General features: G+C 64.8%; 17 protein-coding genes. 9 read left to right on the forward strand and 8 right to left on the reverse strand.

Annotated elements, in window-relative coordinates:
• The first annotated feature begins 1 nt into the window (after position 1).
• From GB927_RS09990 to GB927_RS10015, 6 genes are all read left to right on the forward strand, one after another.
• Positions 2-2,458, forward strand: a complete 2,457-nt coding sequence (locus GB927_RS09990) for a GcvT family protein (RefSeq protein WP_256116600.1) — start codon at positions 2-4, stop codon at positions 2,456-2,458.
• A gap of 3 nt (positions 2,459-2,461) precedes the next feature.
• Complete coding sequence (locus tag GB927_RS09995) at positions 2,462-4,036, forward strand: trimethylamine methyltransferase family protein (protein WP_256116601.1); 1,575 nt, start codon at positions 2,462-2,464, stop codon at positions 4,034-4,036.
• Positions 4,037-4,146: 110 nt separating this feature from the next.
• Entirely contained in the window at positions 4,147-5,112 is a 966-nt protein-coding gene (locus tag GB927_RS10000; RefSeq protein ID WP_256116602.1) for an ABC transporter substrate-binding protein, read from the forward strand.
• Between the two features lie 12 nt (positions 5,113-5,124).
• Positions 5,125-6,210: a quaternary amine ABC transporter ATP-binding protein gene (locus tag GB927_RS10005; RefSeq protein WP_256116603.1), complete on the forward strand. Its 1,086-nt coding sequence runs from the start codon at positions 5,125-5,127 to the stop codon at positions 6,208-6,210.
• Complete coding sequence (locus GB927_RS10010) at positions 6,207-7,700, forward strand: ABC transporter permease (protein WP_256116606.1); 1,494 nt, start codon at positions 6,207-6,209, stop codon at positions 7,698-7,700. The genes GB927_RS10005 and GB927_RS10010 overlap by 4 nt, the downstream gene beginning before the upstream one ends.
• Before the next feature lie 103 nt (positions 7,701-7,803).
• Complete coding sequence (locus tag GB927_RS10015) at positions 7,804-8,490, forward strand: spermidine synthase (RefSeq protein ID WP_256116607.1); 687 nt, start codon at positions 7,804-7,806, stop codon at positions 8,488-8,490.
• Here GB927_RS10015 and GB927_RS10020 read toward each other — a convergent pair.
• From GB927_RS10020 to GB927_RS10055, 8 genes are all read right to left on the reverse strand, one after another.
• The gene (locus tag GB927_RS10020; protein ID WP_256116609.1) at positions 8,478-9,476 is read right to left on the reverse strand and encodes an ABC transporter permease; all 999 of its coding nucleotides are present in this window, start codon (positions 9,474-9,476) and stop codon (positions 8,478-8,480) included. The genes GB927_RS10015 and GB927_RS10020 overlap by 13 nt on opposite strands.
• 55 nt (positions 9,477-9,531) lie before the next feature.
• A complete protein-coding gene (locus GB927_RS10025; RefSeq protein ID WP_256116610.1) occupies positions 9,532-11,052 on the reverse strand; it encodes a sugar ABC transporter ATP-binding protein in 1,521 nt (506 codons plus the stop codon).
• A 93-nt stretch (positions 11,053-11,145) separates the two neighbouring features.
• Positions 11,146-12,231: a sugar ABC transporter substrate-binding protein gene (locus tag GB927_RS10030; protein ID WP_256116611.1), complete on the reverse strand. Its 1,086-nt coding sequence runs from the start codon at positions 12,229-12,231 to the stop codon at positions 11,146-11,148.
• 228 nt (positions 12,232-12,459) lie between these two features.
• On the reverse strand, positions 12,460-13,182 hold the full coding sequence (rpiA, locus tag GB927_RS10035) for a ribose 5-phosphate isomerase A (protein ID WP_256116612.1): 723 nt from the start codon (positions 13,180-13,182) through the stop codon (positions 12,460-12,462).
• A gap of 23 nt (positions 13,183-13,205) precedes the next feature.
• Entirely contained in the window at positions 13,206-14,048 is an 843-nt protein-coding gene (locus tag GB927_RS10040) for a MurR/RpiR family transcriptional regulator (RefSeq protein ID WP_256116614.1), read from the reverse strand.
• Entirely contained in the window at positions 14,045-14,737 is a 693-nt protein-coding gene (locus GB927_RS10045) for an HAD family hydrolase (RefSeq protein ID WP_256116615.1), read from the reverse strand. The genes GB927_RS10040 and GB927_RS10045 overlap by 4 nt, the downstream gene beginning before the upstream one ends.
• Before the next feature lie 11 nt (positions 14,738-14,748).
• Complete coding sequence (xylB, locus tag GB927_RS10050) at positions 14,749-16,275, reverse strand: xylulokinase (RefSeq protein ID WP_256116617.1); 1,527 nt, start codon at positions 16,273-16,275, stop codon at positions 14,749-14,751.
• Between the two features lie 3 nt (positions 16,276-16,278).
• Positions 16,279-17,742: an aldehyde dehydrogenase family protein gene (locus tag GB927_RS10055; protein WP_256116618.1), complete on the reverse strand. Its 1,464-nt coding sequence runs from the start codon at positions 17,740-17,742 to the stop codon at positions 16,279-16,281.
• A 288-nt stretch (positions 17,743-18,030) separates the two neighbouring features.
• Between GB927_RS10055 and GB927_RS10060 the strand changes: the two genes are divergently transcribed.
• The 3 genes from GB927_RS10060 to GB927_RS10070 are packed head-to-tail and all read left to right on the forward strand — an operon-like array spanning position 18,031 to position 20,887.
• Positions 18,031-19,176: a fumarylacetoacetate hydrolase family protein gene (locus GB927_RS10060; protein ID WP_256116619.1), complete on the forward strand. Its 1,146-nt coding sequence runs from the start codon at positions 18,031-18,033 to the stop codon at positions 19,174-19,176.
• The gene (locus tag GB927_RS10065) at positions 19,176-20,114 is read left to right on the forward strand and encodes a C-terminal binding protein (RefSeq protein WP_256116620.1); all 939 of its coding nucleotides are present in this window, start codon (positions 19,176-19,178) and stop codon (positions 20,112-20,114) included. The genes GB927_RS10060 and GB927_RS10065 overlap by 1 nt, the downstream gene beginning before the upstream one ends.
• Positions 20,115-20,125: 11 nt before the next feature.
• Positions 20,126-20,887, forward strand: coding sequence for an SDR family NAD(P)-dependent oxidoreductase (locus GB927_RS10070; protein ID WP_256116623.1), 762 nt, complete (start codon positions 20,126-20,128; stop codon positions 20,885-20,887).
• Positions 20,888-20,976: the final 89 nt, after the last annotated feature.

Here is a 20,976-nt window from a genome sequence, read left to right on the forward strand (position 1 = left end):
CATGAGAACACAGGCACGGGTCGTGGTCATCGGTGGCGGCGCCATGGGCGTTTCGCTGCTCTACCATCTGGCAAAACGCGGCTGGAGCGACGTCATGTTGGTCGAGAAGACCGAGTTGACCGCCGGCTCCACATGGCACGCCGCCGGTCTCTGCACGCATTTCGCCCACAACGCCACGATCATGGAAATGCGGGCGCATTCGATCCGGATGTATCGCGAGGGTCTGACGGCCGAGACCGGCCTGCCGACCGGCTTCCACGCCAGTGGCGCGCTGCGCGTCACGCGCTCGGAAGAGCGGATGAACGAGTTCCGCCACGTCCAGGGCATCGGTGACTTCGTCGGCCACGAGTTCCGAATCCTGACGCCGCAGCAGCTCAAGGAGATCTATCCGCTAGTCGAACTCGACGGCATCATCGGCGCGATCTACGAGCCCAATGATGGCCACGTCGACCCGACGCTCGCCACGAATGCGATGGCGACCGCGGCGCGCAATCTGGGCGCCGAGATCGTCCGCCACAATCCCGTCCTGTCGTTCGGCAAGAACGCCGCGGGCGAATGGCTGGTGGAGACGGCCAAGGGCACGATCGTCGCCGAGCATGTCGTCAACGCCGCCGGCACCTGGTGCCGCGAGATCGGCCAGATGATGGGCCTCGACCTGCCGGTCGTGCCGATGCTGCACCAATATGTCGTCACCGCCGAGGTGCCGGAGATCGTCGCGCGCATCCGTGCCGGCGAACCGGAACTGCCGATCATCCGCGATCCCGAGGAAAGCTGGTATCTGCGCCAGGAGCGCGACGGCTATATCGTCGGCCCCTATGAAAAGACCGCCCATCCCTGGGCCGTCGACGGCATTCCGCCGGCCTTCGGCATGGAACTGATGCCGCCGGATCTCGACAGCATCGAGCACATCATCGCCATGGCGATGGAGCGCGTGCCGGCGCTCGCCAATGCCGGCATCAAGACGGTCGTCAACGGCCCGATCACCTTCACGCCGGATGCCAACCCGATGGTCGGCCCGGCCTTCGGGGTGCCGAACGGCTGGCTGCTGACGGGCTCCAGCATGGGCGTCATGGAAGGGGGCGGGGCGGGCGCCTTCCTCGCCGACTGGATCGTCGACGCCGCGCCGCCGCGCGATGCGCTGGCGATCGACGGCCGCCGCTTCGGCAATTTCGCCGACCGCGACTATCGCATCGACAAGGCCGTCGAATGCTTCGGCCTGCAATTCGGCATCCACTTTCCCTATGAGGAGCGCGAGGCCGGCCGGCCGCGTCGCGCAACGCCGGCCTATGACCAGCAGCAGGCTGAGGGCGCCGTCTTCGGCGCCGCCTATGGCTGGGAACGGCCCAACTGGTTCGCCAAGGACGATGCGGCACCCGACCTGACCTTCCGCCGCCCCGGTTGGTTCGAGACGGTGGCCGCCGAATGCCGCAACGTGCGCGACAATGTCGGCTGCGTCGATCTCTCCGCCTTCTCGAAATTCGAGGTCAGCGGGCCGGGTGCCGCGGAGTTCATGGCCTCGCTCGGCTCCAACCGTCCGCCGGCGCGCGACGGGCGGATCGGCCTGATCCATGCGCTGACTTCGCGCGGCGGCGTCGCCTCGGAATTCACCGTCACGCGGCTCGCGGAGGATCGCTACTACCTCACCAGCGCCGCCTTTGCCGAACGGCATGACGAGGATCTGCTGCGGTCTCGGGCAGGCGCCGGTGTCACTATCGAGAACCTCACGGAAAAGCGCGGCATCCTCGGCGTCATGGGACCGAAGTCGCGCGACCTGTTGCAGGCGCTGACGGATGCGGACCTTTGGAACGTCGCGTTTCCTTGGTTGGCCGCCCAACAGATAACGGTTGCCTTCGTGCCGGTGCTGGCACTCCGCGTCTCCTATGTCGGCGAGCTGGGCTGGGAGCTGCATGCCGATCTCGATCGATTTGGCGATCTCTACAGGGCCGTGTCGGAGGCGGGCAAAAGCTTCGGCCTCGCCCCCTTTGGTATCTATGCCGTCAACGCGATGCGGCTCGAAAAGGGTTATCGCGGCTGGGGCGCCGATCTCACGACGGAGCGCACGCCGCTTGAATCCGGGCTAGAGGCGCTGGTGCGGACGGAGGGCCGCAGCTTCATCGGCCGCGAGGCGATGCTGGAGCGGGCCGCCTCCGAAAAGTCCTGGCGGATGGCGCTGTTTTCCGTCGAGGAAGATGGCGTCTCGTTGCCCTTCTACAACCACACCGTCTGGCAGGGCGATCAGGCCGTCGGCGTTGTGACGTCCGGCGCCTACGGCTTCCGCACCGGCAAGCCTCTGGTGCTCGCCTATCTCACGCCGAAAGCGACGGCGGCGCCGATGCACATCCGCGTCATCGACCGCGATCTCGCCATCACGGAGCTGAAGGCGGCACCCTACGACCCCGAAAATCTCAAGCCGCGCGGCATCGAAGCCGCGGTGCAGCAAATCAAGAAAGTGGGCTGAGCCATGGACACGACAAAAGAGAGCGTTTCGGACACGGTGCCGGAGCGCGGTCGTTCCCGCACCGGCGGCCGGTCGGGCCGGGTGGAGCAGCGCGCCAATGCGGCGGCACCGCGAAAACCCTTCATCAGCCGCAAGCTTGCGCCCTTCGAGATCCTCAACGAGGAAGGTCTCAACCTGATCGAGGGCAATGCCGACCGGCTGCTGAAAGAGATCGGCATGGAATTCCATGACGATCCGGAAATCCTCGACATCTTCCGCAATGCCGGCGCCGATGTGCAGGGCACGCGCGTGCGTTTCGAGCCCGGCATGTGCCGCAAGATCATCCAGGCGACGGCACCGCGCGAATTCCAGCAGCACGCCCGCAACCCCGCCAATACGGTCACGATCGGTGGCAACAACACGGTGCTCTGCCCCGCCTGGGGGCCGCCCTTCGTGCACGATCTCGACCGCGGCCGCCGTTACGCGACCTATGCTGACTTCCAGGATCTCATCAAGATTCACCAGATGATTCCGCATCTGCATCATTCCGGCGGCGTCGTCTGCGAGCCCGTCGACCTGCCGGCGAACAAGCGGCATCTCGACATGCTTTACGCCCATATCCGCCATTCCGACCGCTGCTTCATGGGCGCCTTCATCGGCGGCATGCGGGCGCAGGATGCGGTGGATATGGCGAAGATCGTCTTCGGTGAGGCGTTCGTCGCCAACAATGCCGTGCTCTACAATGTCAGCAACACCAATGCGCCGCTGGTGCTCGACGCCAACATGTCGGGCTCGCTGAAGGTCTATGCGCGCAACAACCAGCCCGTGGCCTGTACGCCCTGGACCCTTGCCGGTGCCATGAGCCCCGTCACGGTCGCGGGCACCGTCGCGCAGGTGCTGGCCGAAGCGCTCGCCACGCTCTGCCTCGTCCAGCTCATCAATCCCGGTGCGCCGTGCCTGATGGGCAGCTTCGCCTCGACGATCTCCATGCAATCCGGCGCACCGACTTTCGGCACCCCGGAGGCCGCCAAGATGGTGCTTGCCTGCGGCCAGCTCGCCCGCCGGCTCGGCGTGCCCTTCCACACCGTCGGCACGTTGTCGGCCTCGAAGGTGCCGGATGCGCAGGCCGAGCAGGAGGCGACCTGGGGCCTGATGATGTCGATGCTGGCGGGCGCCAACATCGTCAACCATGCGACCGGCTGGCTGGAGGGCGGGCTGGTGACGGGCTATGAAAAGACCGTCATCGACGCCGATCTCTGCGGCAAGATTTCTGCCTTCTTCGACGGTATCGATCTCTCGGAAAATGCCCAGGCGCTGGATGCCATCGCCGCGGTCGGCCCCGGGTCGCACTTCCTCGGCAGTGCGCACACCCAGTCGAACTTCATGAGCGCCTTCTACCTCTCCACCATCGCCGACAACAATTCCTTCGAGCAATGGAGTTCCGAGGGCGGGCTGGATGCGGCACAGCGCGCGAACCGCAAATGGAAACAATTGCTGGAAAGCTACCAGGACCCCGGCCTCGACCCCGCCATCGACGAGGCCCTGCAAGCCTTCATCGCCAGGCGCAAGGGAAGCATGCCGGACCAGAACTACTACTGAGAGGCGGGCACTAATGCCGCCGATCAGTTTGGCTAATGATTCCAATTCCGTTGGAAGCGGACCAGCGATCTCAATACTTTATTAAAGAGCTCTACAAAAAGGGGAACCACATGGGCCAACGCATTCTCACAACTGCATTGTTCTCGCTGCTGGCCGCTGGAGTCGCTCCGGCCCTGGCCGCCGACGTGACGATGCCGGACCCGAACTATGCCACGGCGACCGCCGTGATGAACGTCATCAAGGCCGCCGCCGAACAGGAACTCGGCCTCGAAGTCTCGACCGTCACGACCACGGCCGTGCCCGTCATCTGGGAGGCCATGGACCGCAACAAGGGCGAGGTCGATATCTGGCCGGATGTCTGGCTGCCGAACCAGCAAGGTCTGGTCGACAAATATGTCAACGGCAACAAGACGGTGAAGCTGGCGAAGAACGGCTACGAAGCAGTTCAGGGATATTGCGTCACCAAGACGACCGTCACCGACCACAACATCAAGAGCGTCTACGATCTCGCCAACCCGGAAAATGCCAAACTGTTCGACAGCAACGGCGACGGCAAGGGCGAAATCTGGCTCGGCGCCTCCGGTTGGCAATCGACCAATATCGAGAAGGTGAAGGCGCGCGACTACGGCTTTGCCGAATTCTTCGATCAGCAGGTGACCGAAGAGGCCGTCGCCACCGCATCCCTCGACCGCGCCGCCAAGGCCAACAAGCCGTGGGTCGGTTATTGCTACGGCCCGCACCAGAACTTCGCGCTCTACGACCTCGCCATGCTGGAAGAGCCGAAGAACGACCCGGCGAAATATGTCGTCGTGCAGCCGAACGACGATCCGGAATGGTTCGAGAAGTCGAAGGTCTCGTCCGGCTATGCGACGACGACCGTCCATATCGGCTATGCTGCCTCGCTTGCGGAACGCCAGCCAGCGCTTGTCGAAGCTCTTGAACGCATGAGCTTCAAGCCCGAGGACGTCAGCAAGATGGCCTACGAGATCATCGTCAACAAGAAGCCGGCGCCGGATGTCGCCAAGGACTGGATCAAGGCGAATACCGAGACGGTTTCGAAGTGGTTCGGCCATTGACCGGGCGGCCCGATGACCGATCGGCAGAGGGCTGATGCAGACGGACGCATGACGGAGGGCGGCGAGCCGCTGATCGTCATGCGCAACGTCTGGAAGATCTTTGGCGAGCGGCAGGCCGAGGCGCTTGCCGCCTTGCGCGCCGGTGCGGCGGGCAAGCAGGAAATCGCCGAGCGCTTCAACTGCGTCGTCGGGGTCGCCGACGTCAACCTGTCGGTCGACCGCGGCGAGATCTTCTGCGTCATGGGCCTTTCCGGCAGTGGCAAGTCGACCCTGGTGCGGCATATCAACCGGCTTCTGGAACCCACGGCCGGCGAGATCCTTGTGGGCGGCGAGAACGTCATGGCGAAATCGCCGGCGGACCTGCGTTCTCTCCGCTCCCACAAGATCGGCATGGTGTTCCAGAATTTCGGCCTGCTGCCGCACCGCACCGTGCGCGACAATGTCGCTTTACCGCTGGAAATCCAGCGTGCCTCGCGCCAGAAGCGCTTCGACATTGCGGAGGAAGCGCTCGAAAAGGTCAACCTCGCCGGTTGGGGCGACCGTTATTGCCATGAACTTTCCGGCGGCATGCAGCAGCGCGTGGGGCTTGCCCGCGCGCTGGCGGCCGATCCCGATATCCTTCTGATGGACGAACCGTTCAGCGCGCTCGACCCGTTGATCCGCCGGCAGTTGCAGGACGAGTTCCTGTCGCTCTCGACTGCCATGGGCAAGACGGTGGTCTTCATCACGCATGATCTTGAGGAGGCCGTGCGCATCGGCGACCGTATCGCGGTTATGAAGGACGGTATGATCCTCCAGGTCGGCACGCCGGAGGAGGTCGTCACCCGGCCGCAGCATGAGTATGTCGAGAAATTCGTCGCCGAGATTTCCCGCCTCAACATCCTGACGGCGCGCAGCATCATGGTGCCGGTCGGCGACCGCCACCCGGCCGACCTCAACGCGCTACCCTCGGTCCGTCCCGACCAGGTACTGGGCGACCTCGTCGAGATCGCCGCCAGCCATTCCGGCGACATCGCGGTGCGTGAGGCGGACACGATCGTCGGCCTCATCGACCGGACGGCGATTCTCAACGGGCTGAAGCGGAGAGAGGCATCATGAGCGAGATTTCCTCCGAGGATGGGCTGGTCAGGGAATTCACGCGGCAGGGCGCGGACTATTACGCCCGCGTCTTCGCCCGCATCCGCAGCCATGCCGGCTTCACCTGGTCCTTCAACTGGGCCGCCGCCTTGCTCGGGCCGATCTGGGCGACCGCCCGCAACATCCCCGTCCTCTTCTGGCTCGCCCTCTTTTTAGAAACGCTCGCCGTCGCCCAGCTTGCCACCGGCTTTGCCGGCAATCTCGGCGGCGAGCAGCGCGTGCGCGCCGAGCGCCTGTTCAAGCAAGCCGATGAGCGGCGGGTCGAAGCGGAGAAGGCCAAGACGGCGGGCGAGAGCAGCGCGGACAGCATGCTGCGCTCCGCCGATGGCCTCAAGGTTGCCGCGGAAAATGCCGCCCGGCAGGCCGAGGCCGCGGAGGCGCGCGGGCCGATGCTGATCGGCGCGGGCCTGCTGACCTTGCTCATCGGAAAACTCCTCGTCGGTGTGCTGGCCAATCCGTTGCTGGAGCGCCGGTTCAATAGGTGGCGCTCCAACCGGACGCTGCGGCACGGCTTCCACCGCGCGGGCGCGCTGCTCGCGGCGGCGTTCTGTTTCCTCGCTTACGGACTCGTCGCCTGGCGGGTCGCCGCACAGGCGCCGCCGTCCTGGCTGACGACCGCCCCGGTCAATCGCGAATGGCAGGGTCTCGTCGCTGCCATGCTTGATCGCGCGCTGGACGGACTGTCGAAATCCGGCGAGGCCGTCTTCTCCGCCATTACTGGCCTCATCAACATCGTGCTCGACGCTGCGGCGAGTGCGTTGACGACGATGCCGTGGCCGGTCACCATGGCGATGATCGTCATTCTCGCCTGGCAACTGGCAGGCAATCGCGTCGCAATCTTCACCGCGGCGGCACTGGCCTATCTCGCCGTGCTCGGCTTCTGGGAGAAGAGCCTCGAAACGGTGGCCCTGCTCGGCACCTCGGCCGTGCTTTGTCTCCTGATCGGCATTCCCCTTGGCATCTGGTGCGGGCGGCGCCCGGCCGTCTATGCGGCGATCCGGCCGATCCTCGATTTCATGCAGACCATGCCGGCCTTCGTCTATCTCATCCCGGTCATCGCCCTCTTCGGCATCGGCAAGCCGCCCGGCGTCATCGCCACGCTGGTCTTCGGCACGCCGCCGGTCGTGCGCCTCACCGCGCTCGGCGTGCAGGGCGTGCCGGCGAGCATCCGCGAGGCGGCCGAAGCCTATGGCGCCACCCGCTGGTTCCTGCTGACCCGCGTCGACCTGCCGCTCGCCGCTCCGTCGATCATGGCCGGCGTGAACCAGACCATCCTGATGTGCCTGTCGATGGTGGTCATCGCCTCGTTGATCGGCGCCAAGGGGCTGGGCGAGGACGTGCTGAACGCGCTGCAATATGCAGCGGTCGGCCAGGGCCTGCTGGCCGGGCTTGCCATTCTTCTTTGCGCGATGATCATCGATCGGATCGTGCAGGGCAAGGCGCGCTCCTGATTGGGCAAGCACGTCCAATTCTCTCGGATTCACCGATAATGGGATGCGTTCGGCACGGCGCCCATGCTAGGAGGCCGTGCAAACAACGTTATGAGATATCCCGATGCTTCCCTGGATTGAGCTGGACCGCGCAACGATTCCCGGTGATGGCGGCGATCTGCGCCTGAAGCGGCGCGGCAGCGAATTCTCCATCATGCTCGGCTCGAACGAGTTGATGAACAGCCGGCTGAGCGGCTCGGAAGAAGCGCTCGCGACGCTTGGCTGCGAGCGGATTGCGGGTCGGAAAAACCCCGGCATTCTGATCGGCGGCCTCGGCATGGGGTTCACGTTGCGCGCCGCCCTTGGCGTATTGGCCGAGGATGCCCGCGTCGTCGTTGCGGAGCTGGTGCCGGCAGTCGTCGATTGGGCGCGCGGACCCATGGCGGATATCCACCAGGGCACGCTCGACGATCCACGCGTCCACGTTCATGTCGGCGATGTCGGCGCGCTGATCCGTTCGAGGAAGGACGCTTACGACGCCATCCTGCTGGATGTCGACAACGGCCCCGACGGCTTGACGCGCGCCTCCAACGACAGCCTTTATGACCACAATGGTCTTCGTGCCGCAAAGCTCACCCTTCGCGCGGGAGGCGTGCTTGCCGTCTGGTCGTCCGCGCCGGATAGCGCTTTTACGCGCCGATTGCGCGACGTCGGTTTCGCCGCCGAAGAGGTGAATGTGCGGGCCAATGGCAAGCGCGGTGGCGCCCGCCATGTCCTGTGGGTGGCGACAAAGCCGTCTCAGCCGAAGTAGCGCACGCGCACGGCGTCTATGGCGACGGCGATGAAGATCATGATGCCGCCGATCATGCCGACATAGAAGGACGGCACGGAGATGATCGCGAGGCCGACCTGGATGACGGTCAGCAGCAGCACGCCGCCCAGAACGCCGATCACGCTACCGCGCCCGCCAAAAACCGAGACGCCGCCGATGATCGGTGCTGCGATGGCGTAGAGCAGGTAGCTCGATCCCTGGTTTGAGGTGATCGCCATCTGCCACGAGGCGAGCAGGTAGCCGGCGACGCCCGCCAGGAAACCGGCGATCGTGTAGGACAGGATTTTCACCCGGTCGACGCGGATGCCGGCGGAATTCGACGCCACCTGATTGCCGCCGACCGCGAAGATCGAGCGCCCGAGCACGGTATGGCGCAGCAGCACATACATGCCGAGGATCGCCAGCACGAAGACGATCGGCATCAGCGGCCAGCCGCTGAGCGTCGTCTGGCCGATCCAGACGTAGCCGGGGCTGAGACTGGTGATGGTGCGCCCCTGCGTGAGCGCCAGCAGCGCGCCTTGCAGGATGATCATCATCGACAGCGTCTGGATCAGCGACACCATCTTGAGCTTGGTGATGCAGATCGCGTTGAAGAAGCCGATCAGCGTCGCCGCGCCGATGCCGATGAGGGCGGCGAGCGCGAAGGGCAGGCCGAGATCGGTGTTGGCCATGGCGCCCAGCGCCGAGGAAAAGCCGACATTGGCGGGGATCGACAGGTCGATTTCCGCCACCAGCAGCGGCAGAGACATGGCAAGCGCGATCATGCCGAGCACGGTCGCCTGCACCATGATGTTTTGCAGGTTGAACAGGGTGAAGAAATACTGGTTGAACAGGCCGAAGATCACGACGAGCGCGATCAGCCAGATCCACACGACATTGTGCAGGACCCATCCCGTCATCGAGCTTCGGCGGGTGCTGGTTGCGGGCGGCTTTGTCGTCGTGGCTGTCATGGTGGTATCGCTCATCTGAATGTCTCCTCTCGCACGGAACGCCGACCCCTCGATCGGCGCATCCTGCGCCCTATCCGAGATTGCGCAGCCGGCTGCGCGAAATGGCCTCTCCCGCCAGTTCTTCCCGGATACGCCCGTTGTGGAAAATCAGCACGCGGTCGACCGCGCGCACCAGTTCGTCGGTATCGGTGGAAATGATGATCACGGACACGCCGGTGCGGCTCAGCTCGTCGACGATGCGCAGCACATCCTGCTTCACGCCGACATCGATGCCGCGCGTCGGCTCGTCGAGCATCAGGAGTTTCGGCTTGGTGGCCAGCACCCGGCCAAGGCAGACCTTCTGCTGGTTGCCGCCCGACAGCGTATCCACCGCCACCTCACTGTTCGGCGCCTTGATGCCCAGCGACTGGAAATAGCGCTGCGACAGCGCGCGCTCCTGCTCCGCATTCATGAAGGCGCCCCTGGCGAGTGCCACCTCGGCTGACAGCGAGATGTTTTCGGCAATCGACATCTGCGAGATGGAACCGTCCTTGCGCCGGTCGTCGGAGAGATAGGCGATGCCGTCGGCGAAGGCTTCGGCCGGGTGGGCGGGCAGGGTGCGTGCCTCTCCGTCCACAAAGGTGATCGTTCCGGAGGAGGCCCGCTGCAGTCCGAACAGCGCGCGCGCCAGTTCCTTGCCGCCGCCGCCGGGCAGGCCTGTGACGCCGACGATCTCACCGGCGCGGATTGCCAGGGACGGTACGTCGAGCGTGCCGGAGCGGATGTCTTTCAGGATGACCGCGGGCGCGCCGGCGGAGAATTGCCGTTTTTCGCGCTCGAACAGCACCAGGCCGCGCCCAAGCACCAGTTCCGACAGGTCCTCGGAGGTCAGGCTGCCGACATCCTCGGAGCCGCCGGCATATCGCCCGTCGCGCAGCACGGAAACGGCGTCGCAGATTTCCAGGATCTCGTCATTGAAATGCGAGATGAAGATGAAGGTCACGCCCTCGCTTTTCAGCCGGCGCATGAAGTCGAAGAGCTGGGCGCGGTCGTCGACGGTGAGGGCTGCGGTCGGCTCGTCGAGGATGATGACCTTGCCGCCGGAAAACATCGCCCGCAGGATGTTGATCTTGCGCCGCGCCACGGCATCCAGCGCGCCGGCGCGGGCATCGGCCGCAATGCCCGTGCCTTTCAGCATGCGCTCGGCATCCTGCCGCAGCTTGCGCCAATTGACGAAGCCGAAGCGGCGTTTCGGCCAGATCCCGAGCATGAGGTTTTCGGCCGCACTCAGGTGGTCGATGATCATCGGCTCCTGCGTGACGAGAAACACGCCGGCCTTCTCCATCGCCTGCACGTCCACATGGGCAAGCGGCTTTTCATCGAGGTAGATCGTGCCGGACGTCGGCTTGCGCTGGCCGGACATGATGCCGACAAGCGTGCTCTTGCCAGCGCCGTTCTCGCCGAGCAGGCCATGGATGGTGCCGGCACGGACCGACAGGTCGACATCCCGCAGGGCGACCAGGCCGCCATAAATCTTGCCCAGATTTTCGACCCTGAGCACGGTGCGTGCGGCAGGCGAGGCCTCAAGTCGGAACGTGGGCGCTGTTGTCATTGGGTCCTCATGCTGGTGAAGGACGATGCCGCCCTCACGGCGGCATCGTCCCGTTCAAACCGGCGGCCTATGGGAGGCTGGCCGTTCCCGGTATCAGGTATAGGGGATGTTCCACTCCTTCTCGGCGATGTAACCCCAGTGGCGCTTGTCATCGGCATTGGACGGGTCGATGACGAAAGGCGGGATGATCAGCGTCGGTCCGGTCTTGCCGGCGACGATTTCACCCTTTTCCCAGAAGTATTTCTTGTTCTCGTAGGTGCCGGTCGGAACGGCTTCCTTCTTCATGGCGTGTTTGGCCAGCATCTCCACGGCGATCTCGCCATAGGCGATCGGATCCTGCGAGACGCAGCCATCCATGTAGCCTTCCTTGATCCAGTTCAGCGCCACCGGCTCACCATCGATGTTGACGAAGATGACATGGCCTTCCTCGCCGACCTTCTTCCAGCGGCCCTTCTGCTGCAGCGCGGTGACGATGCCGCGCGACGGGCTGTCGGACGGGGCGTGCACGGCGTCGAGGTTCGGGAATTCGGACAGGGTCGAAAGCGTGACCGCCAGCATCTGGTCGAGCGCGCCTTCGGTCGGGCGGGCCAGATAGTTGATGTCCGGATATTTGGCGAATTCCGCGTCCATGCCTTCCTTGCGCTGGCGCCAGGCGACGGATTGCAGTGCGCCGAAGCAATTCAGCACCGTACCCTTGGGGCTGCCGTGTTTCTTGGTCAGGCCCTTGATGATCTCCTGCGCCGCCATGACGCCGCCGAGATGGTTGTCGAAGCTGACCGTGATGTCGACCTCGCCGCCATCGGTCGGCGTGTCGATGATGGCGACGGGAATGCCCTGGCTCTTGTAGCGGTTGATGACGCTGACGATGGCCTGGCTGTCGATCGGATCGCAGACGATGCCGGCCGGGCTCTTCAGCATCAGGCTCTGCCATTGCTCGAGCTGGCGGGTGTTGTCGAAGCTTGCATTGGTCGCCTGGAATTCCCAGTCATTGGCCTGAACGGCCCGCTTCACGGCCTCTTCCTGGATGACGAAGAAATAGTAGTCGAGGCTCTTGTTGCTGTAGGGCACGAAAGGCTTGGTCTGGGCAAAGACGTTGCTGCCACCGGCAAGCGTTGCCGCGCCCAAAGCCGCGCCTGCCTGCAGCAGGTGGCGACGGCTGATCTGAATATTTGCGCTCATCTGGTTTCCTCCCTCGAAAAGCTAGCAAAACTAGATTTCCACTATATCGGTACGATGTCAATAGCGCAGGCCTGTGTCTGAAGTCTCCGGAAAACGCTGCTGCCTAATTTTTGTGCCGAAAAATCTAGTACGTAAAATCAATATGTTAAGCGATAAAAACCCTGCCGGAACGACGGGGATCGAAAACCCCGGGTTCGGCGTCGTTTTCGGCAAGTTGGCAATGCCAGTCTACGTTGTTTTACTAGATTTTCGCATTTCCACGTAGGCAGAACCATCGAATTTTCCCACCACCATGCCATCGGATTCTCGCGTGAACAGGCCATTTTCCACGACGCCGGGGATGCGGTTCAGCTCGATCTCAAGTTTGCCGGGCTCGGCGATCGCGCCGCAGTGGCAGTCGAGGATGAAATTGCCGCTGTCGGTGACGACCGGCAGCTCGTCGCGCATGCGCCGTTCGATGCGGATGCCGGAGATGCCGTGGTCGGCGAGCGTCTTGCGGACCATGCGCTCCGTCTGCTTCCAGGCGAATTGTACCACCTCCACCGGCAGCGGGAACCCGCCGAGCCGATCGACGATCTTGCTCTCGTCGCAGATGGTGATCATGCGCTTCGACGCGTGCGCGATGATCTTCTCCCACAGCAGGCAGGCACCGCCGCCCTTGATCATGTTGAAATCGCGGTCGATTTCGTCCGGCCCGTCGATGGTCAGGTCGATCTCGCCGATCTCGTTCGGCTCGGTGATCTGGATGCCGACATCGCGGGCGACATCGATGGTGGAGCGCGAGGTGGTGGTGCAGGTGAGCTTCATGCCGCTGGCGACATGTTTGCCGAGTTCACGCACGAAGAAATGCGAGGTCGTGCCCGAGCCGAGGCCGAGCTTCATGCCGTCGCGCACGAACTCCTCGATGACGCGGCGCCCGGCCGCCTTCTTTGCTTCGTCCTGGGTGCTCATGGGGTCTGCATTCCTCCGGTCTTTCAGATCTTGTCGGTTTGCCAGCTGTCGAGCGCCGGCAGTTGGTCAGGGAACTCGGAACCGCTGATCACCGCCATGGAGGTGACCAGCATGTTGACGACGAGGTGATGGTTGAGGCGCGAGGCGATCGGCGTCAGAAGCTCCGTGCGCTCATAGGGCGTCACGGCGATCAGCACGTCGGAAATGCTCGCAAGCGGGCTGTCGGCCGCGGTAATCGAGACGACGCGCGCGCCGCGGGCGCGAACGGCAGTCGCCACCTCGACCATCTGCTTGGTATGGCCGGATTGCGAGAAGATCAGCGCCACCTCGCTCGGCTTCGAGGTCTCGGCATGCAGCCATTGTTTCTTGCGTCCGTTCACGGCCGCGCAACGCAGGCCCAGGCGCTGGAACTTGTGCTCGGCATCCACCCCGGTGATCTCGGAAATGCCGCTGGAATAGATGCCGATCCAGGTTGCGCCGTTCAGAAGCTTGGCGCCGGCCTCGATCTGCGCGGGGATGATATCCTCCAGCCCGCGCTGGATGGCGTTCAGCGAATTGCGCGCCGTCTTGCGCACGATGTTCTCGACCGAATCCCCGGCGACGATCTGCTCGTAAGCGAAGGGGGCCGAGGGCACGAGGCTCTGGGCGAGGTAGAGCTTGAAATCCTGATAGCCCTGGAAGCCGAAGCGGCGGCAGAAACGCATGATCGTCGGATCGCTGACGTCGCATTCCTCCGACAGCTTCGCCATGCTCATATGCAGAACCTGGTTCGGCTGCGTGCTGACGAAGCGGGCGACGCGCGCTTCCGCCGTGCCCATCTCGTGGCTTTCCTGCAAAATGCGTTGCAACAGGCTATCGCTGGTCATTCCTGCACGTCTCCTTCGACAAGCGGTTGGCGCAGGGTGGCGAGGTCGGAAAGCCGGGTGAGGCGGTAGGCCGGCGCCACGTCGAGATGCCGGCCGGTTCCCCAGGGAACGGCATAGAACGGCACCCCGGCGCGCGCCGCCGTGGTCTGGTCCACGGTCGTATCGCCGACATAAACCCAGCGCCCGGCCGCAAGGCCCATGCGCGTTGCGACAGTCAGGAGATGAATCGGGTCCGGTTTGCAAGCCGGCACGTCATCGGCGCCGGCGACGGCGTCGAACAGGTGGCCGATGCCAAGGATGTCGAGGATGCGTAGCGTCAGGGCATGCGGCTTGTTGGTACAGATGCCGAGGCGAAAGCCGGCTGCATGCAGCAGATGCAGGTCTTCCTTCACGGCCTCGTAGAAGCGGGTGAGGCGCGAGGGCGTGCGGTCATAGGCGGCGAGATAGCCCTTCACGGCGCGGTCCACCGTCTCGTCGTCGCTCGGCAGGCCGAGCTCCACCATCATGTCCAGCAGCAGTCGGCGCGGGCCATTGCCGATGAAGCGCTCGACGAAGCCGACCTCCAGCTGCGGCCAGCCCTGCTCGGCGAAATATTCGTTGACTCCGCCGGCAATGTCCGGCGCGCTGTCGATCAGCGTGCCGTCCAGATCGAAGATCAGCCCCTCGCACTCCTGGTCGCGTGTCGTCATCGCTGCTGCCCTCATGTCTGAATGTCGTCGAACGCGCGCGACAGCGCGTGCAGATTGTCGCGCAGCGCCGGATAAAGCGCCTGGTAGACGGCAAAGCCGGGGCTTAGCCGCGACCGGCCTGCCGCATCCGCCGCCTCGCGGGTGAGGGGGCGGCACAGCGCCGCCGCCTGTTCAGGCGTTTCATAAAGGCCGATGCCGAGGCCCGCCACCAGCGCCGCGCCAAAGGCCGCCCCTTCCGCCGCCCCCTGCGTCGTCACCACGTCGCAGCCGAAGAGATCGGCCTGCATCTGCCGCCACAGCGCCGAGCGGGCGCCGCCGCCGGAGGCCTTGACGACGCTGGCCTCGATGCCCGCCTCGCGCATCACGGTGAAGATGTCGTATAGCGCGAAGGCAACGCCCTCCATTACGGCACGCGCCATGTCGGACGGGCCGTGCAGCCCGGTCAGGCCGATGAAGGCGCCCCGCGCATCGGGATCGGAATGCGGCGCGCGTTCGCCGTTGAGATAGGGCAGGAAGACGAGGCCGCGGCTGCCGGCCTGGCTTTCGGCCGCCGCGGCGGCGATATCGTCATAGCTCCAGTCGCGGCCGGCGGCGAAGCCGCGCAGCAGCCGCTGGAACCAGCTCATGGCAAAACCGGCATTCAGCGTCACGCCCATGGCATGCCACTTGCCGGGCGCGACATTGCAGAACACCTGCAGGCGGCTGCCGGGGTTGTCGATCGGCCGGTCGAGCGCCGAGGCGACGATGCCGGCGGTGCCGATCGTCGTCTGCACATCGCCGGGCGCAATGACGCCCGAGCCGATGGTCTGGATGACGCTGTCACCACCGCCGCCGACCACGGGGATGCCCTCGGCGAGACCGAACAGTTCCGCGCCCGAGCGGCTGACGCGGCCGGTGATTTCCGGCGATTCATGGCAGGGTGCAAACAGGCTGGCGTCGATATCGAGCTTTTCCATCAGCGAAAAGCTCCAGCCGCGGGCGCGCACGTCGAACAGGCCGGTGCCGGAGGCATCGGAAACCTCCGTCGCCTTTTCGCCGGTCAGCACCAGCCGAAGGTAATCCTTGGGGTTGAGCACCTGCTTCAGCCGCCCGAACAGGTCCGGCTCATGGTTGCGCATCCAGGCGATCTTGCCGCCGGTATAACCGAGCAGCATGCGGTTATTGGTATAGCCTCGCAGCGCCGCCTCTCCGCCGGCCCTTTCCGTCAGCGCCGCACACTCCGCGCCGTTGCGCTGGTCGTTCCAGAGCAGCGCCGGGCGCAGGACGCGGTCGGCCTCGTCGAGCGGCGTCAGCCCGTGCATCTGGCCGGAAAGGCCGATCGCGCGGATTTCGACGTCGCGATGGGCGGCGACGAGCCGGCCGACGGCCCGGCGCGTGCCTTCGATCCACAGCGCCGGGTCCTGCTCCGTCCAGCCGGGGCGCGGCTGGGCGAGGTCGTAGGTCGAGGTCTCGCTGCCGATCAGCGCGCCGTCTGTTGCGAGCAGCAGCGCCTTGCAGCCCGAGGTTCCGATATCGATCCCGAGGACGGCTTGCCGCATGGCTCAAAGCCCTTCCGGCTGGTCGAGGCGGATGCGGATGTGCTTGAAATTGAAATATTCCAGCATGCCCTCGCGGCCGTGTTCATAGCCGACGCCGCTCTGTTTGCGCCCGCCATAGGGCGCGTTCATCACCCCGGCATCGACATTGTTGACGGCGACATTGCCGTAATCGAGCCGGCGCGACAGGTGGCGGATTTCGGCGGCGTCCTGCGTATAGAGATAGGAGGCGAGCCCATAGGGCGTGTCGTTGGAGAGCTTGACCGCCTCCTCCAGCCGGTCGAACGGCATGACGCCGACGAGCGGCCCGAACGTCTCCTCCGTCATCACCTTCATCGTGTGATCACAATCGGCGACCACGGTCGGGCGGAAGAAGTAACCCTTGGCGAAGGCCTCGCCCTGCGGCCGGTCGCCGCCGGCGGCGAGCCGTGCGCCCTTGGCGAGCGCGTCCTTCAGGTGGTCGATGGTCTTGTTCAACGGTTCGGCCGAGGCCATGGCGCCGATATCGGCATCCGGCTGCGTGAACCCGTTGGCGACGGTCAGCGCATCTGCGGCTTTCGCCAGCCCCGCGACGAAGGCCTCATAGACCGATCGCTCCACATAGATCCGGTTGATCGCGATGCAGATCTGGCCGTTGTTGCGGAAGCTGCGGCGGGCGGCACCCTTGATGGCGGCGGCGAGATCGGCCTTGGCGGTGACGATCATCGGGCAATTGCCGCCGAGTTCCAGCGACAGGCGCTTGATGCGCGGGCAGGTCTTCTGGATGTGCAGGCCGACGGCAGACGAGCCGGTGAAGGCGATCTTGTCGGTATCCGGATGCTCGACCAGCGCCTGACCGACGACGGAGCCGGAGCCGGTAACGACATTGACGACGCCCGCCGGGATCTTCGCCTCCTTCACCTTGGCGGCGATGGCGAGCGCGGTGAAGGGCGTCAGTTCCGCCGGCTTGATGACGATGGTGCAGCCGGCGGCCAAAGCGCCGCAGAGCTTCCAGCCGATCAGCTCCGCCGGATAGTTCCACGGCGTGATGGCGCCGACGACGCCGATCGGCTCGCGCACCACATGGCTTTCGCTGTCGGTCGTGTCGTTCGGAATGATCTCGCCATGCACGCGCACTGCCTCTTCCGCATAGAAATGGCAGGCCTCGGCAAGCTTCAGGATCTCGCCGCGCGCCTCGTTGACCGGCTTGCCCTGTTCCAGCGTCATCACCTTCGCCATGGCATCGGCATCGGCGGCGATGACCTCGCCGAGGCGATGCAGCGCGGCGGCGCGCACCTTGGCGGGCGCTGTCGCCCAGTCCGGAAAGGCCTTGCGGGCAGCAGCGACGGCGGCGTCGATTTCCTCCTGGCTCGCGAGCGTTATGGAGCCGATCTCCTCCAGCGTCGCCGGATTTTCCACCGGAATCGGCCGGCCGCGCCCGGTCACGAAATCGCCGTCGATAAACAGTTTGCCGCTGAGCTGGTCGAGCATTGTACCCATCGTTCTTGCAGTGGTCTTCAAAGGCGTCTTCACGCCGGATCGCCGCAATATATAGTATCACTACGTATCCACAAGCCCCGCCATAGCCGGCAATTTCATTTTTGCGCCTGCGAAATCTCGTTGCAATGCAACAAGAAAATGGTATTAAATCATTGTCTTATTGTCATATTTTACGCTTATGGCCGCTTCCTGTCGCGGCGCTCATTTTCCTTGGCGCATTTTGGATTGACGAGAAAATGAAGTAATACTAGTAATGCCGCATCCCAAGGAGGACTTCTCATGACCATCGATTTTCCGAAGGCTGCGCGCCTGATCGGCCGCGTCTGGCGACCTGAACTGGACGGGCCGTCCGTCGTGATCGTGCGCGACGGCGTGCTGTTCGACGTCACGCAGGAGGTGCCGACCGTCGCCGATTTTCTCGACCGGGATTGCGTTGCGACCTTCGATGCGCTGACCGGCGAGCGGCTCGGCCCGGTCGAGGATTTCCTCGCCAGCCCGGAGGAGATGGGCAATGGCGCGGCGCGCGCCTGCCTGCTCGCCCCGTGCGATCTTCAGGCGCTGAAGGCCTGCGGTGTCACCTTCGCGCGCAGCATGATCGAGCGTGTCATCGACGAGCGCACCGCGGGCGACCCGCAGCGCGCGGAAGAAATCCGCCAGCGCATCGGCGACCTGATCGGCGGGAGCCTCACCAATGTGCGCGCCGGCTCGGAAACGGCCGAGCATGTGCGCGGCGTGTTGCAGCGCGAGGGGCTGTGGTCGCAATATCTCGAAGTCGGTATCGGCCCGGATGCGGAAGTCTTCACCAAGTCCCAGCCGATGTCGTCCGTCGGTCACGGCGCGCTGGTCGGCGTCAACAAGATTTCCCGCTGGAACAATCCGGAACCGGAAATCGTGCTCGCCGTCAACAGCCGCGGTGAGATCCGCGGTGCGACGCTCGGCAACGACGTCAACCTGCGCGATGTCGAGGGCCGCTCCGCCCTGCTGCTTGGCAAGGCGAAGGACAACAATGCCTCCTGCGCCATCGGCCCCTTCATCCGCCTGTTCGACGAGGGTTTCGGCATCGCTGATATCGAAAAGGCGGAGCTCAGCATGTCGGTGCGGGGCGAGGACGGGTTCGAGCTCGCCGGCCGCTCCAACATGGCCGAGATCAGCCGCGCGCCGGCCGAGCTGGTGCGCCAGACGCTGTCGAGCCATCAATATCCGGACGGCTTCATGCTGTTCCTCGGCACGATGTTCGCGCCGACGCAGGATCGCGGCACGCCGGGCAGCGGCTTCACCCATCAGGAGGGCGACGTCGTGGAGATCTCCACGCCTCTGCTCGGCACGCTCGCCAACACCGTCACCTCCTGCGACAAGGCCGCCCCATGGACGTTCGGTACGCGGGCGCTGATGCGCAATCTCGTGCAGCGCGGAGTTTTTGGGTGATGCGCGTCGTCGTCACCGATTACGCCTTCGGAAATGTCGATCAGGAGCGCGCGGTCGCTATGGCGGTGGCCGCGGCCTTTTCCGAACACCAGTGCCGCAGCGAGGAAGAGACTATTGCCGCCGTGCGCGATGCCGATGTCGTCTTCAACAACTTCGCGCCGATGAACGAGCGCACCATGGGTGTCATGGCCCAGGGCGCCACCGTCATCCGCTACGGCGTCGGGGTCGACAATGTCGACCTTGAGGCGGCGCGGCGGCTCGGCGTACATGTCTGCAACGTGCCGGATTACGGCGTCGAGGAAGTCGCCGATCACGCCGCCGCCATGGCGCTTTCGCTGGCGCGCAAGCTCGGCCGCTACGACGCCGGCATCCGCGCGGGCGAATGGAAGATCGGCACGATGGTCGATCATGTGCGCTCGCTCGGCCAATCGACCGTCGGGCTTGTCGGCTTCGGCCGTATCGCCCGCGCCTTCGCGCGCCGCATGCAGGCTTTTGGCACGACGATCGTCGCCTATGACCCTTACGTTTCCGCCGCGGATGGCGCGACGATGCTGCCGCTCGACGATGTGATTGCGCAGGCCGATATCCTCTCGCTGCATGTGCCGCTGACGCCCGAGACCCGGCATATGATCGGCAAGGCCGAGATCGCCCGCATGCGCAGGGGCGCGATCCTGATCAACGTCTCGCGCGGCGGGCTGGTCGATGAAGTGGCCCTCGCCGACGCCCTGGCCAACGGCCATCTGGGCGGCGCGGGGGTGGATGTGTTCGAGAAGGAACCGCTGCCGGCAGGGGTGCCGCTTCGCGATGCGCCCAACGCGATCTTCTCGCCCCATGCGGCCTTCTTTTCCGATGCCTCAGTCGAGCGGTTGCAACGGCTTGCGGCGGAAGAGGGTTTGCGGGCGCTGAAAGGCGAGCCGCTGCGTTGCGCCCTGACATGATGGAGACGCCGATGGCCTATCTCAAACAATTCGACCTGACCGGCCGCACCGCGCTGGTGACCGGCGCGGGACAGGGCATCGGCGCCGAATGCGCCGCAGCCCTTGCCGAGGCCGGCGCGCATGTCCATTGCACCGACCGCGAGGGCGCCCGCGCGGCGGAAACGGCGGAGCGGCTGAAAGCCGCCGGGTTCAGTGCAGATGCCCATGCGCTCGATGTCACCGATACGGCCGCGCTCGAAACCCTGGCGGCAGGGCTGCCGCCGCTCGACAGCCTGGTTTGCAATGCGGGCATCGTCACCAATACGCCCGCGGAAGAGATGAGCGACGACGAATGGGACCGGGTCATCAGCGTCAATCTCACCGGCGTGTTCAAGACCTGCCGCGCCTTCGGCCGCCGGATGCTTGCCGCCGGGCGCGGCTCCATCGTCACGATCGGCTCGATGTCCGGCACCATCGTCAACACGCCGCAGCCGCAATGCCACTACAATGCCTCCAAGGCCGGCGTGCATCACCTGACACGCTCGCTTGCGGTCGAGTGGGCCAAGCGCGGCGTGCGCGTGAACGCGGTCGCGCCGACCTACATCGCCACACCGCTGCTCGACAAGCTGAACGAACAGCCGGAACTCATTCGCCGCTGGCTGGACCTGACGCCGATGGAGCGCCTGGGCAGGCCCTCGGAAATCGCCTCGGTCGTCCTGTTCCTCGCTTCGGATGCTTCAAGCCTCATGACGGGTTCGATCGTGACGGCCGATGGTGGCTATACCGCTATCTGACCGCTTGTCGTCTCGGGCGGCCACAATCTCCAAGAATCTCTCTTGTCATGTTGTAAGTACAACATTATAGGATGAAGAGAAGATATCTG

The sequence above is a fragment of the Shinella lacus genome, from assembly GCF_010994755.1.
GTDB classification, from domain to species: domain Bacteria; phylum Pseudomonadota; class Alphaproteobacteria; order Rhizobiales; family Rhizobiaceae; genus Shinella; species Shinella lacus.

Excerpts from the sequence above, each read along its gene's own strand:
- GB927_RS09990 (WP_256116600.1), top strand. The coding sequence starts at position 2 with ATGAGAACACAGGCACGGGTCGTGGTCATCGGTGGCGGCGCCATGGGC.
- GB927_RS09995 (WP_256116601.1), top strand. The coding sequence starts at position 2,462 with ATGGACACGACAAAAGAGAGCGTTTCGGACACGGTGCCGGAGCGCGGT.
- GB927_RS10000 (WP_256116602.1), top strand. The coding sequence starts at position 4,147 with ATGGGCCAACGCATTCTCACAACTGCATTGTTCTCGCTGCTGGCCGCT.
- GB927_RS10005 (WP_256116603.1), top strand. The coding sequence starts at position 5,125 with ATGACCGATCGGCAGAGGGCTGATGCAGACGGACGCATGACGGAGGGC.
- GB927_RS10010 (WP_256116606.1), top strand. The coding sequence starts at position 6,207 with ATGAGCGAGATTTCCTCCGAGGATGGGCTGGTCAGGGAATTCACGCGG.
- GB927_RS10015 (WP_256116607.1), top strand. The coding sequence starts at position 7,804 with ATGCTTCCCTGGATTGAGCTGGACCGCGCAACGATTCCCGGTGATGGC.
- GB927_RS10020 (WP_256116609.1), bottom strand. The coding sequence starts at position 9,476 with ATGAGCGATACCACCATGACAGCCACGACGACAAAGCCGCCCGCAACC.
- GB927_RS10025 (WP_256116610.1), bottom strand. The coding sequence starts at position 11,052 with ATGACAACAGCGCCCACGTTCCGACTTGAGGCCTCGCCTGCCGCACGC.
- GB927_RS10030 (WP_256116611.1), bottom strand. The coding sequence starts at position 12,231 with ATGAGCGCAAATATTCAGATCAGCCGTCGCCACCTGCTGCAGGCAGGC.
- rpiA (WP_256116612.1), bottom strand. The coding sequence starts at position 13,182 with ATGAGCACCCAGGACGAAGCAAAGAAGGCGGCCGGGCGCCGCGTCATC.
- GB927_RS10040 (WP_256116614.1), bottom strand. The coding sequence starts at position 14,048 with ATGACCAGCGATAGCCTGTTGCAACGCATTTTGCAGGAAAGCCACGAG.
- GB927_RS10045 (WP_256116615.1), bottom strand. The coding sequence starts at position 14,737 with ATGACGACACGCGACCAGGAGTGCGAGGGGCTGATCTTCGATCTGGAC.
- xylB (WP_256116617.1), bottom strand. The coding sequence starts at position 16,275 with ATGCGGCAAGCCGTCCTCGGGATCGATATCGGAACCTCGGGCTGCAAG.
- GB927_RS10055 (WP_256116618.1), bottom strand. The coding sequence starts at position 17,742 with ATGCTCGACCAGCTCAGCGGCAAACTGTTTATCGACGGCGATTTCGTG.
- GB927_RS10060 (WP_256116619.1), top strand. The coding sequence starts at position 18,031 with ATGACCATCGATTTTCCGAAGGCTGCGCGCCTGATCGGCCGCGTCTGG.
- GB927_RS10065 (WP_256116620.1), top strand. The coding sequence starts at position 19,176 with ATGCGCGTCGTCGTCACCGATTACGCCTTCGGAAATGTCGATCAGGAG.
- GB927_RS10070 (WP_256116623.1), top strand. The coding sequence starts at position 20,126 with ATGGCCTATCTCAAACAATTCGACCTGACCGGCCGCACCGCGCTGGTG.